The sequence below is a fragment of the Pseudomonas sp. LBUM1662 genome (assembly GCF_059695915.1).
On the sequence record NZ_CP166793.1, the window covers coordinates 3,841,028 to 3,853,500 of the forward strand.

A 12,473-nucleotide genomic window follows, 5' to 3' on the forward strand; every position below is an offset into this window, starting at 1 on the left:
TGTGTCAGTCACATCAATGTTGGATGTGCCGCCGCTTTCGCGAGCAAGCCCGCTCCCACAGGGGTTATGCGGTGGATACGGGGTTAGTGCTTGGCCACAACAAGGTCTTTGGGCAACTTGAAGGTCCAGAGCATGCCGCCCTGGTTGAAGTCCTTGATGCGCTTGGCCACTTCGCCGCCCCACAGCGGCACAGCGCCGCCCCAACCGGACAGCACCGAGACGTACTGCTCGCCGTCCATTTCCCAGGTCACAGGCGAGCCGAGGACGCCGGAGCCGGTCTGGAATTCCCAGACTTTCTCGCCGGTCTTGGCGTTGAAGGCCTGGAGGAAACCTTCCGGTGTGCCGGTGAACACCAGGTTGCCCTTGGTGGTCAGCACCCCGCCCCACAGCGGCGCGAAGTTCTTGTGGCGCCAGACTTCCTTGCCGGTCTTCGGATCGATCGCACGCAACACGCCGATGTAGTCTTCGTTCAACGGCTTGATGGTGAAACCGGCGCCGAGGAACGCCGCTCCTTTCTTGTAGGCGATGCCTTCGTTCCAGATGTCCATGCCCCACTCGTTGGACGGCACATAGAACAGCCCGGTGTCCTTGTTGTAGGCCATCGGCATCCAGTTTTTCGCACCGAGGAACGCCGGCGCTACGAACACCGAACCGCCCTTGGCTTCGGTGCCGGGCGCGCCTGGACGGCTGGCTTCGTTGTAGATCGGCCGGCCCTCTTTATCGAGGCCGGTGGCCCAGGTGATCTTGTCCACGAACGGGAAGCCACGGATGAACTTGCCGTTGGTGCGGTCGAGCACATAGAAGAAACCGTTACGGTCAGCGGTCGCGGCAGCTTTGATCTCTTTGCCGCCTTCGGTGTAGTTGAACGACACCAGCTCGTTCACGCCGTCATAGTCCCAACCGTCGTGCGGCGTGCTCTGAAAGTGCCACTTGATGGTGCCGTCGTCCGGGTTGAGCGCCAGACGCGATGACGAGTAGAGGTTGTCGCCAGGACGCAGGTGCGAGTTCCACGGTGCCGGGTTGCCGGTGCCGAACAGCAACAGATTGGTTTCCGGGTCGTAGTAACCGCCGAGCCAAGGGGCCGCGCCGCCGGTTTTCCACAAATCGCCTGGCCAGGTCTTGCCGGCTTCACCGCCGGAGATGCCGTTCTCTACCGCTTTGCCGTCCTTGTAGGTGTAACCCATGTGGCCTTCGACGGTAGGTCGGGTCCACAGCAGGTCGCCGTTTTTCGGGTCGTAGGCTTCGATCTTGCCGACCACGCCGAACTCGCCACCGGCCACACCGGTGATCAGTTTGCCGTTGATGACCAATGGCGCGGCGCTGATCGAATAGCCTTCCTTGTGGTCGGCAACTTTCTTGCTCCAGACCACTTTGCCGGTGTCCTTGTTCAGGGCCACGAGCTTGGCGTCGAGGGTGCCGAAGAACACCAGGTCGCCGTACAGCGCGACGCCACGGTTGATCACGTCGCAGCACGGACGGATGTCATCGGGCAGGCGCGCATCGTATTGCCAGAGCTTCTTGCCGGTGCGAGCATCCACCGCAAACACCCGCGAGTAGGAACCGGTCATGTACATCACGCCGTCCTTGATCATCGGCTGTGCTTGCTGACCGCGCTGTTTCTCCCCGCCGAAGGAAAATGCCCAGACCGGCCGCAAGTCCTTCACGTTGTTGACGTTGAGCGTGTCCAGCGGGCTGTAGCGCTGACCCTGGACGCCCAGACCATTGGTGACGATCTGCTCCGGGTTCTTGGGGTCCTGGAGAATGTCCTGGTCGGTGACGCCGGCCAGCGCGGTGCCGGACAACAGCATGGCACTGAGCAGCACGCTTAGGACGAAGGGTTGGCGACGTGCGGGGTGGGTCATGACGGCTACCTCTGCGGTTTTTGTTATACCCGGGAAATTTTCCCGGTCTGGTGCAGATTCTTCGGCGCCGTGGCCTTTGGAACAATTGCCCGCAGTGTTGAGATTGCTAGTTCCTTAGTACCGGGTCGGATTAAACGAACACCGGATATGTCGGTCGACACCGGCCCCTTGTGGGAGCGGGCTTGCTCGCGAAGGCGGTGTATCAGGCAATACATGTGTTGAATGTAAGGCCCTCTTCGCGAGCAAGCCCGCTCCCACAGGAGATCTGTGTGGGTCATTTGTGGGCGGTGGAATCGACTCGAGTCATTTGCACGCGTTCGTAGCGCGGATACAGATGGCTGACGCTGCGGATCAGCTCGTAACGACTCAGGCTGATCGCGGCAAATCGCTCGGGAATGGGACTGCGGATCATCTCGCTCATGTCGCTGCCAGTGGCCGCACCCTCACGCATCAGCTGATCGAGCCAGCCGAGGTAATCGCGCATTTGCTCGAACGGTTTCGGGTCCGTAGCCACCGGCCCATGGCCGGGCACGATCAGCGTCCACGGCAAGCCCTGAAGGGTGGCGATGTCCGCCAGCCACACTGACAGTCCCGGGCTGTTGGGCGTGGTCAGCGCCCGTTGATCCGGTACTTGGAAAGCGTTAGATATCTGCCATATTAGAAAAAACCCTTAGAAGCCAGGCATCGTTTAAAAGACGCTTGATGACTTTACTGCTGTCGAAGCAGACAACGGGATTGGATTTCTGATTAATGCAGAGGAAGGCAGATGGAGCTTGTGTGGGCTACTGAGGAATTGGTGATCGCTGGGCAACCCTATCCGGGGTTTCCCATTCTGCTTTGGGATTCGATGGAGAGTTGCATCCCGGCCAATCAGTTCTTGCGTCATTACCTGCTTCGCGGGGTCATTGGTTCTAAGCGGTCCTGGCCCAGTACTGGACGCGCCCTTTACGACTTCTTTAGCTTTCTCCAGGCTCATGAAATGGAATGGCGCGATGTTGATCATGGCGAGCCAAAGAGCCTTGTGGCGGCCTATCGGGACTATTGCCTAGAGACGTGCAAACTGGCACCAAGCACTACTCGCCAACGCCTGACTTACATCTGCAAGTTCTACGAATACGCGCTGAAGGAGGGTTGGGTGAAACGCCTGCCCTTCGCCTATGAAGAACGCACCGTGAGGCGTGAACTAGGCTTCCTTGCGCATGTCGATGCCAGTGGCGGTAAGGCTATGGCATACGATGTAATGCCGCGTAGCCAAAAGGCCCTGCCCAAGTTCCTGAGTATAGCCGAGATCAAGTCGCTCTTGGCCGTAGTGCAGAACCCCCATCACCGGATGATGATGCGTCTGGCACTGCATACTGGGTTGCGCCGCGAGGAAATCGCCGCTTTTCCGGTGGCCTATGTTATCGACCCGGACAAGGCGGCACGAACCGAACGCAATCTCCGCATCCGCCTCGACCCGTTCGACGGCAGCGGTATGGTGTCCAAAGGCAGCAAGTCGCGAGATATTTACGTCAGCCGCAAGTTCATGGCCGAACTCTATCGCTATGTGACGAAGGTGCGCGGCGAACGTGCCTCACTGAGCAAGACCTCAAAAAAGGCGTTGTTCCTCAACCAGTCCGGGGAACCCTATTGCGACGATGGCAAGAGCCTAAACCGGATCGTTAGCGAAACGGGCAAGCGGGCTGGAGTCAAGGTTCATACGCACATGCTCCGGCATACCTATGCCACCCAAACCTTGGTCAGCCTTCAGCGTAACCCCGCGAGCGGACTAGATCCTTTGGTGTTCGTTCAACGGCAACTCGGCCACAGTTCGATTCAGACAACCATGGTATACCTCCATCTTGTCAACGAAATGGCGGACGAAGCGGTGCTGGCCTATGACGATGAATTGAACGCACTGGCGGGGGTGGTCTGATGGGCAAGCGCAAAGTGTTCGCCAAAACCGACCTCGATATCCCGCAAGTCGAGCACTATCACGACGCGGCAGGTAATGTAATCACTTTGCCCGAGGCCATCCCTCCGACGAACACCATAGTCAAGCTCGGACGGGACACATCAAGTAGGCGTAGCTTCGACTTTGCCCGCTGGTACGACGCTGGCATCGACCCCATCACCTATGCCTGCCAGCGCCAGGTCGAGCGCTTTCTCGCCGGCCAGGAGGGCGCCGTGACGGCCACCACCGTGTCTTGCTACTGCTACGGTGGGCTACGCAATTTCCTCGAATACTGCGTGCTGCGGGCAACGGCTTTTAAGCACTACTTGGCACTAACCGACGTGAACCGGGACCTTATAGACGGCTATCTCGGGCATCTCGCCGGACTGGGCGGGGCAACTACCACTCAGAAGGCTCTGTACGCGCACACCAAGCCCGTTCTGCTGGCCTTGGGGCGGCGTGGGCTGATCCCTCTGGTCGCCTCCGGTGATGCGGCCACCTTCCCGCAAAATCCTTTTCCGAACAGCAACCGTAAAGCTAAGAGCGAGACGGCCCTGTCAAAGCACGAGCGACAAGCGTTCACGTCGGCGCTGCGGCAGGCAATCAAACCGATCTGGGACGACGACACACCTTTGACGAGCGAACTACTAGGCTTGGCCCTGCTGGTCGTGGCGCTGCACACCGGATGCAATAAAACGCCATTGCTGGAAATGGACCGCGAATGCCTACGCCCGCATCCTAAGGACAATACTTCGTTCCTGGTGCTGTGGAAGCGACGCGGCTATAACTTCAGCAAGGTGGCGTTGCGCGCCGAGTCCGACGTCGAGCGCCTTCTAGAGTCCACGCCAACCGTTAGAATCAACGTGGAGCGCCTCATCCGCCATGTAATAGCCAAAACGGAGCCTCTAGATGCAGAGGCCCCGGAGGACCTCAAAGGTCGCGTATGGCTATATCGCAATCGTGGCCAAAATGTCGGTCAAATCACGGCGTTAAGCTCACGTACGTTGGAGTTGGCGAAAAATCGCCTTGTAACGGAGTATGGCCTGACTGACAGCAACGGAGAGCCATTGCGTCTTAACGTCTCACGCCTGCGCAAGACCTTTGCCAATCGCATCTTCGAGCTGACCGATGGCGATCTCGCGACCACCTCCGCAGCTCTCGGCAATACCCCTCGGGTAACCGACCAAAACTATTTGGCGCCCGGCGAAAATGCCCGACGCAACTGGCAATTCATGGGCGAGGTACTGGTGCAGGAGTTATTGACTCAGACGATTGGTGCTTCTCACAGGGACACCCCGATGGGCCGCTGCTCCGACCCGGTGAATGGCCAGTATGCCCCGAAGCGCGAGGGCGCGACTTGCATGAACTTCATGAACTGCCTGCGCTGCAAGCACTACGCGGTAACCGCCGAAGATCTGTATAAGCTGTTCAGCTTCTACTTCCGCGTGCTGGCCGAACGCTCGCGAATGGACAAGCATCGCTGGAACCGAGAGTATGCCCATATCTGCCGCTTGATTGACCACTATATCGTTGCCGAGGGGCTACGGCGCGGCACCTTCAAAGCCACAGCCGTGGAGGCCGCCCGTGATCGCGCCCGAACTGAGCCGCACCCATTCTGGTCGGTTGATCTGATCGACAGTCTGCAGGTATTTGCATGAGGAACAACACACTAGCGGCGCTACCTTGGGCTCCCCTTGCGACTCAGCCGGGGGACGTGCGCGGGCTCCCAGAATGTGAACGCGACGACCTGATCATCAGTGCTACTCTGCTCGATGGGCAATGGATCATCCTCAGCCGCTATAGCGATGACATCTGGCAACTCGACGGCTTCACCAACAACGTTCAAGTCTGTCGTAGACGGCTGGACTTCCGCAGTGTACCGACGGCATTTCAGACGGTGCTGAAAGCGATCATTTACCGGTACCTACGCCGTGGGCGTAGCGGGTTGGGTCGACCTAAAGGCTCCACATTACTGATATTTTTCACAAACGCTAAGCCATTTTTGCAACACCTGGAGGCACTGGGACTCGACCATCTAGGCGCGGTGACGCCCCTGATCTGCACGACCTATGTGGCCAGCTGCAAGGCGCACCGCAAGACTATCAGATCCAAAGCTCAACCTCTGACACAGTATGGGCTGCGTCACCGTTTCAATGCCGTCGAAGCGCTCCATGAACTGAGCCACTACACCAACGATCCGATGCCCCTGCATCCTTGGTCCGAGACTTCCGCGAAGGGGATGGCGGGCCTTACCGGGTCTAACTCCCAACACAAGCAGGGCAGCAAAACGCGGTTGATCCCCGACGATGAGTTCTGCATCCTTTTCGAGCGGGCATTTCAAAAGGTAGAGCACGGCCAGCAACTGCTCGACCTGCGCGATGCGCTCGATGCAGTCGCAGCGCAGAGTAAGGGGCTGTCAGAAACTTTAATCGTTGTGAGGAAGAATCGCCACCTCGGCACCCACGGTTGGGAGGGGGGGCTAAGAGTATTCAATAGGGCGCTTCTCGATCTGCGTACAGCCTGCTATATCATTCTCGCCAGCACCTCCGGCTGTCGCAACCACGAGCTGGCCAACTTGCGTTCCGGATCCTGCCACCGCACCGAGGACGATGAGGGCACCGTTTACCACTGGATGCGCTCACGTTCGAACAAGACCGATGTCGGCATCCACAACTGGATGATCCCCGAGATTGCTGTGCGTAGCCTGCGCCTGATGGAACGTTGGAGCACACCCTATCAGGCCAAGATCGCCGCCGAAATCTTGCGCCGGCGCCGCGCCAATCCCCGGGATACGCAGATCGTGGAGGCGCATAAACATCGACATTCGCTCTTTCTCAGCGAGGATTGTGGCCAGGGCAACTTGGTGCGCACCCTTTCCGTCGCTACTTGTAACCTACATCTCAAGGCATTCGCCAAGGATTGCGGGCTGAATCGTAATCTGGCCACCCACCAGTTCCGCCGTAAGTTCGCCAATTACGCCGCGCACAGCCGCTTCGGTGACCTGCGCTACCTAAAAGAGCATTACGCGCACTGGACGCTGGACATGACCTTGGGCTACGCGATGGACGACAGCTGGGGACAGCATCTGGACCTTGAGATGTACGACGATATTCAGGGGGAGTTGGAGGATATAAAACTAGGCGTCGTTGATAGCTGGCTGGGGGAGGAGCACTTAGCTGGCGGGTATGGTCGCACGCTCCAGCAGTGGAAGCGTGAACCCCAGAATCTGCTGATCTTTAAGGATCACGCTTCAATGCTGAAGTCTATCGCTGACAGCACTGCAATCCGGAGCAACGGCCACGCCTGGTGCACAGCGGACAACGACGGTTGCGTTGGCAATACCCTAGAGCGTACCCGCTGTGGCAACTGCAACAATGCCGTGATCGGGCGCCGCCACGCGGCAATCTACCAGCGACTCTACGATGATCTGAAAGGGCTGCTGCATTGCCATGACATTGGCGAGGGTGGCCGCCAGCGCGTTGAGCGCGACTTGAATCGTTGCCGTGACGTACTGGCACAGTTGGGAATGGGCCCGGAGACTCTAATTGCATGAAACCCAAGGACAAGGCGACCAACTACAAGCCTGCGGAGGATCGCCAGAAGGATCTGAAACTCGCTCTCTACCGTATTCAGAAAGGCCGTTCTCGCACCGGGGAAACCAAAGTAACTATCGCCGCAGTCGCACGCGAGGCGGCCGTATCGACAGCATTGATTCATAACTACTATCCACGCATCGCCGAGGCTATTCGCGAGGCACAGGGGCGCTCCAGTCGTGCCATGCGAGATGTGAAGCACCAGAACTTGATTGCCGAGCGCAAGAAGTGCGCAGGCTACCGTCAGGAGATCGAGGAACTGCGAGCGAAGGTAGCCCATCTCGCATCAGTCAATGAGGTGATATTGGACGAGAACCGCATGCTCAAGGCTAAGATGAGCGACCGTAAAGTGGTTGAACTGGCTTCGAGGAATTCGCATGTTTAGTTAAGCCCTACCCTACCCAAGAAAATCCTCACAACGCTCAGTTACAACACGTCACGCTTGTCGGTATGAGATCAGCCAAAATCCGCAGTGAGGCCAGAATGTCATCAGCAACCCACAGGTGATCACATTGAGAATGGAGCAACCCCGTGCAGATGAATACGCATATTCTGTTCCTCGATTTTGACGGTGTGCTTCATCCAGACGCCGTCTATTTGGGACGTCAGGGGCCAATACTGAAGGTTAAAGGTGCGCTATTCATGTGGGCGCCGATTCTTGTACAGATACTCGACGAGTTCCCAATGGTCTCGATTGTATTGAGCACCAGTTGGGTTAGGCACCTAGGCCACAAAAGAGCTGCTCGCTTTCTGCCTCGAGAACTGCAGGATCGGGTCATTGGCGCCACTTGGCACAGCTCAATGGCTAAAACCTGGGTGGATGAAACACAATGGGATGAGAGCACAAGATACAATCAAATTTGCCGGTACGCTGCCCGCTCACAACTGCAGAAGTGGATTGCACTGGACGATGATGGACAAGGATGGGCGGAGAGTTCATCAAGACACTTGGTAGCGTGCAACCCAGAATTAGGCCTTGGCTCCTCTTTCACCCAAAACGAGCTGAAAAGCCGCCTCAGGGAAATGTGTTCATGACTAAAACCTCAGCAGAGCCTTACTCCGACATTTGTTGAAATGCTTGTTGAACGAGCAAGTTGTCTCATGAACAATGAACGTAAGCTTTCAGATAAATACAGCGTCGAAGAATTCATGAGCGCCAAGCGGCGGGCTAGAGACAGGCTGGTAGACGCTGTAAATGCTGCGGACAAAGATAGTCTTGAACTGGCAGCCGAGTTCGTCAAAGCTGCTCTACGCGGCACTCGCCCCATTCCGAGACCCAAAAGGTATAAAGATCTCGTGTCAGACGATTGAAGAGGTCTTACTTTTTAGGTTTGGCGCGTAGATAAGTAAGGCTCAAAATTTGAAAGCGCCTTAGGAACGGTCAAAAGCTTGCCGCACTTCCACGCTGTCGACTTCTTTGACCGACGCGGTGATGCTCAAAGGATTCAAAAGCGCATCAACACGTGAAGTTTATCTCGGTTACAGCTCTCAAGGGACCTGGTTCTCCTCACCATAATAACCCTCTCCTTTCGCGCGCTCATTCTTCCAGTACTGGATAAGCTCGTCGACGCTCTCAACATTATGCGATTCGAGTTCCCCAAAATCGGATTGTCGCCACTCATCGAACGTTTGCTCTAGGAGGGTGGTCGCAACCTCTTCATAGGGCATGCGAGGATCGATCAACTCCTCATGGCCCTGGCCACCACTCAGCCACTGGCTAGAACTGTACCCACTGGGCAAATTGCAAAAGCGCCACCATCCACGATATGTCGCAGCAGATCGACGAACCGAATCGGCGCGAAAATTCGTCTCATCCATTTCTGACCAAATGCCCTTTTGAATCATGGAATCGCGGTCTGCATCGCGATCCAAAAAAAACATTTCATGCATTTGAGGATCACTATTGGCCCAATCATAAAATTCGCAGTCGATGCCGGACTGACCCCAGCGTAAAACCGTGCGCACTACTGCCGTCTTTGTCGAGCCAAATACCCATTCGTACTCGTGTAAAAAAGTAGGCTGATCGGAGAGTTTTCCCTCACAGGCGAAGGCAAATTTTTCCCGATACTTAAACCAAAATTCATCCAGCTCATCGAGTGTTCGCAGGCGGACAAAAAGCGCTCCGCCTGCAAGCAACACGCGCTCTGGCAACTCGATGCAAGCGGGTAACCGTGGTGAATTCGTTTTCATAGACGTATCAATCTCGCTAACACAATGCCTGCGTCCGCTTGTCTTGCTCCCTTTACAGCCACTGTCGACGCGACAAACGCCCAAACAGAGGGAAGTTTTTTGTCGAAGCCCTGCAAGAGAGAGGTAAATGTGCCGTAACTCAGGAAACTCATCGGCTTTTGACTGTGGCCGGGCGTCAGTAAAGTCTCCCTCTCAATTTGGTTGACCCTCACCCTCCAGTGCACCGAAGGTCTTATCAACGCTCACAATGAACATCCTACAAAGAACGAAATGCCAGGCAAACGTGGCCTTTCGCAGTGGCGGATTGATGATCTGTTTAACGAAAATTCGAAAAGGTGGATGGCAACAGCCGATTCCAGTTGCTTGAAGATGCACCTCCTCTCAGAAGAAAAATTAGGCAGAGAAGCCGATTTATACTGTGCGCAGTATAGAACAAAAATGCTTTGACCGGCCTTATCGTTCCTTTTGCGAGAAGTATTCATGCGATTGGAACTCAAGCGGGCCATTGGCACCTCCATCAAGTCATATCGACTCAAGAGAGACATTTCGCAGGAAAGCTTAGGTCCGAGCCAACCCTACATAAGCAACCTTGAAGCAGGAAGAGGCAGTGCGTCGCTAGACAAAATCGAGCAGATGTCAGATGTTCTCGGAGTTCATCCGATAAGCATAATTGTTGCTGGCTACCTCACATCAAATGAGGATGCCGACAAGGACCAGTTGTTTGAAAGGATCCGAAATGAGCTGGCCGAAATAGGGCTCTAGCTGATCTCAGTTACTCGGAGCCGCTATATTCGGCTGGTTTTCCTCCGGGACATTTATTGGATGCCGCAGTAAAGATCATCCCAATCGTTCAACCGTTACCCTGGTAGTCACCGCCTTGGATCTGCTCGACCGGTTCGATGAGCGCACGCCCTTGATTGCATACGCGGTCAATCGCACGGTCAACTTTGAACCACTCGAAGGTCTCCGAAGATTTGCGATGTAGCAGCACCATCTGTTCTGCGCGGGTGTCGTAGGATCCAACCATAATTGGGCCAGTTTTTCCGGCATTGTCACGGATCGGCGGTCGTGGATGTCAACCATTCCCGCCGGCGCTGTTAGCGGTAATGATGCCGAATCCGTCGTGCTCACCAATCTCAAACTCGGCAGTTGGATACCAGCTGAAGCAGCACATTTGTATGACCCGTTGAGTCACGGCGGCTTCTACCATCTCATTTGCCTTGCTCTGACCATCTCTACGGGAGCGCGGTTGCCCTAAACACAAAGATAAGATATCAACGAGAAGCTGAGATGCCGCGCCATGTACTCAATAATCCTCAGCGACGGCTCAGTGAACGTAAAGCGGTAAGCTAGGAGCAGATTGGTACCATGACTGTCATAGAGCAAGCTGTAGACCTACTACAGAAAGCCAAGAAGGTGGTCTTTTTCACTGGCGCTGGTATCTCCGCCGATAGTGGTATCCCCACGTATCGCGAAAAACTTTCTGGAATCTGGACAGGGTTCGATCCGAGGGATTTAGAGACGGCCAAGGCCTTTCGGGACAACCCTGCACTGGTATGGGGGTGGTATTTGTGGCGGAGGCTCCGAGTAGCTCAGGCAGAGCCAAATGCTGCGCATCTTGCAATCCCTCGCATCGCTAACCCACAGCGCCAGGTTTCTGTTATCACTCAGAATATTGATGACCTCCATGAGCGAGCAGGCTCTTTAAATGTGGTGCATTTACATGGCAGTTTGGCAATGCCCAAGTGTTTCGCCTGCCATCGGCCTGCGGTTGTGTCACCAGATCAATCAGCTATACCGGATGAGGGTGCCCTGATCGAGCCTCCTAGGTGTCAGCGATGTAATGGCAAGATGCGTCCTGCGGTGGTCTGGTACGGAGAGGATTTGCCGCCCCAGGCTTGGAAAACTGCGGTGCAGTTGGTGAAAGATTGCGATCTGCTGGTCTCAGTCGGCACCTCCGGGATCGTCATGCCTGCCGCAGGCCTTCCCGATCTTGCGTTGGCGTCTGGAGCTTCGGTCATTCATGTGAACAAAGTCGACGTTGCAATGGGTGAACCGAAGGAGTTCATGCTGATGGGGGCTGCCGCCGAAGTACTGTCGATGCTGCTCGAAAGGATAGAGACGGGTAAGACCAGGAAGCTTGAGCTTTGAAGCTGCGTTTCGAACACGACGCAGGTTTATAGGGAATTATAGAGCGATTATAGAGCGACTATAGGTGACCGAATCTAGTCGCCTTGTATTGGACTGACGACCTCAACGCGTGGAGGCTTAAATGACGATGCCATTTGAACGGAGCAGGTCCGTCGCACAAACTCATGCGTTCCTGACGGAACTTGCTCGCGACACAGAAGTGCCCGAACGCGTTAGGCAAAACGCTTACTTCCTTTTACGCCACTTTCCTACTAAGCACGATGTGCTGCAGGCTGGGCGTATTGAAGAGCAAGCGAAAAAAGTGGGGATAGGTACATTCGGCCCAGTTTTTTGTTCCTCAACTGAAGACTGGTAAGTTCTCATCAAGACTGGCAGCTTCAGACGACCAAAAGCTGATGGAGGTGAAAGGCAGAAATCGGCCAGAAGCAGTCATCCAGATTGAGCGCTATCCGGAATGACTTTGGCCTCGACGTCAAACCTGCTCAACAATGCGGCACCATCAGTAACACTAAGAATCTGATCGATCGCAGCGATTTTAAGGCTTGCGTGGTCGATCTGAAATTCTGCGTTGTTGTATGCAGCCTCCGCCTCATTGTGGAGTGCATAGGCCATATGTGCCGCGACACGGACGCTCATGGGAGCATTTACATCGCTGCCCAGATAATCAGCAAGCAACGTCCTGATCTCAAGTAGTGCGAGCGCGAGTAGCCTGGTCTGATCAGTCTGCATAAAGGGAGCCCGGGT

12 protein-coding genes and 1 pseudogene are annotated in these 12,473 nt (G+C 55.7%); 9 read left to right on the top strand and 4 right to left on the bottom strand.

Features of this window, described 5'->3' with window-relative positions:
• Window positions 1-83: 83 nt before the first annotated feature.
• Window positions 84-1,862 carry a PQQ-dependent methanol/ethanol family dehydrogenase gene (locus ACA049_RS17170; protein WP_497328486.1) on the bottom strand — a complete coding sequence of 593 codons (1,779 nt, stop codon included), beginning with the start codon at window positions 1,860-1,862 and terminating at the stop codon, window positions 84-86.
• A 274-nt stretch (window positions 1,863-2,136) separates the two neighbouring features.
• Window positions 2,137-2,484: pseudogene (locus tag ACA049_RS17175) on the bottom strand (quinoprotein relay system zinc metallohydrolase 1); the annotation flags it as partial.
• 144 nt (window positions 2,485-2,628) lie between these two features.
• Between ACA049_RS17175 and ACA049_RS17180 the strand changes: the two are divergent.
• The 6 genes from ACA049_RS17180 (at window position 2,629) to ACA049_RS17205 (ending at window position 8,699) form a co-directional block, all read left to right on the top strand.
• Complete coding sequence (locus tag ACA049_RS17180; RefSeq protein ID WP_497328487.1) at window positions 2,629-3,777, top strand: tyrosine-type recombinase/integrase; 1,149 nt, start codon at window positions 2,629-2,631, stop codon at window positions 3,775-3,777.
• The gene (locus ACA049_RS17185) at window positions 3,777-5,453 is read left to right on the top strand and encodes a hypothetical protein (RefSeq protein WP_497328488.1); all 1,677 of its coding nucleotides are present in this window, start codon (window positions 3,777-3,779) and stop codon (window positions 5,451-5,453) included. The genes ACA049_RS17180 and ACA049_RS17185 overlap by 1 nt, the downstream gene beginning before the upstream one ends.
• Window positions 5,450-7,348, top strand: coding sequence for a site-specific integrase (locus ACA049_RS17190; RefSeq protein ID WP_497328489.1), 1,899 nt, complete (start codon window positions 5,450-5,452; stop codon window positions 7,346-7,348). Before ACA049_RS17185 ends, ACA049_RS17190 begins: the two co-directional genes overlap by 4 nt.
• Window positions 7,345-7,773: a TetR family transcriptional regulator gene (locus tag ACA049_RS17195; protein ID WP_497328490.1), complete on the top strand. Its 429-nt coding sequence runs from the start codon at window positions 7,345-7,347 to the stop codon at window positions 7,771-7,773. The genes ACA049_RS17190 and ACA049_RS17195 overlap by 4 nt, the downstream gene beginning before the upstream one ends.
• 152 nt (window positions 7,774-7,925) lie before the next feature.
• A complete protein-coding gene (locus ACA049_RS17200; protein ID WP_497336891.1) occupies window positions 7,926-8,423 on the top strand; it encodes an HAD domain-containing protein in 498 nt (165 codons plus the stop codon).
• 66 nt (window positions 8,424-8,489) lie between these two features.
• Window positions 8,490-8,699 (top strand): hypothetical protein, encoded by a 210-nt coding sequence (locus tag ACA049_RS17205; RefSeq protein ID WP_497328491.1) that lies wholly within the window; start codon window positions 8,490-8,492, stop codon window positions 8,697-8,699.
• A gap of 177 nt (window positions 8,700-8,876) precedes the next feature.
• Here ACA049_RS17205 and ACA049_RS17210 read toward each other — a convergent pair whose 3' ends face one another.
• On the bottom strand, window positions 8,877-9,578 hold the full coding sequence (locus tag ACA049_RS17210) for a hypothetical protein (RefSeq protein WP_497328492.1): 702 nt from the start codon (window positions 9,576-9,578) through the stop codon (window positions 8,877-8,879).
• A gap of 480 nt (window positions 9,579-10,058) precedes the next feature.
• On the opposite strand from ACA049_RS17210, the gene ACA049_RS17215 reads away from it, so the two are divergent.
• From ACA049_RS17215 to ACA049_RS17225, 3 genes are all read left to right on the top strand, one after another.
• Window positions 10,059-10,340, top strand: coding sequence for a helix-turn-helix domain-containing protein (locus tag ACA049_RS17215; RefSeq protein ID WP_497328493.1), 282 nt, complete (start codon window positions 10,059-10,061; stop codon window positions 10,338-10,340).
• A gap of 606 nt (window positions 10,341-10,946) precedes the next feature.
• Window positions 10,947-11,729, top strand: coding sequence for an SIR2 family NAD-dependent protein deacylase (locus ACA049_RS17220; RefSeq protein ID WP_497328494.1), 783 nt, complete (start codon window positions 10,947-10,949; stop codon window positions 11,727-11,729).
• Window positions 11,730-11,850: 121 nt separating this feature from the next.
• Window positions 11,851-12,084, top strand: coding sequence for a BPSL0761 family protein (locus ACA049_RS17225; RefSeq protein ID WP_008017168.1), 234 nt, complete (start codon window positions 11,851-11,853; stop codon window positions 12,082-12,084).
• A 74-nt stretch (window positions 12,085-12,158) separates the two neighbouring features.
• On the opposite strand, the gene ACA049_RS17230 is transcribed toward ACA049_RS17225, so the two are convergent.
• On the bottom strand, window positions 12,159-12,458 hold the full coding sequence (locus tag ACA049_RS17230) for a hypothetical protein (protein WP_497328495.1): 300 nt from the start codon (window positions 12,456-12,458) through the stop codon (window positions 12,159-12,161).
• Between the last annotated feature and the right edge of the window lie 15 nt (window positions 12,459-12,473).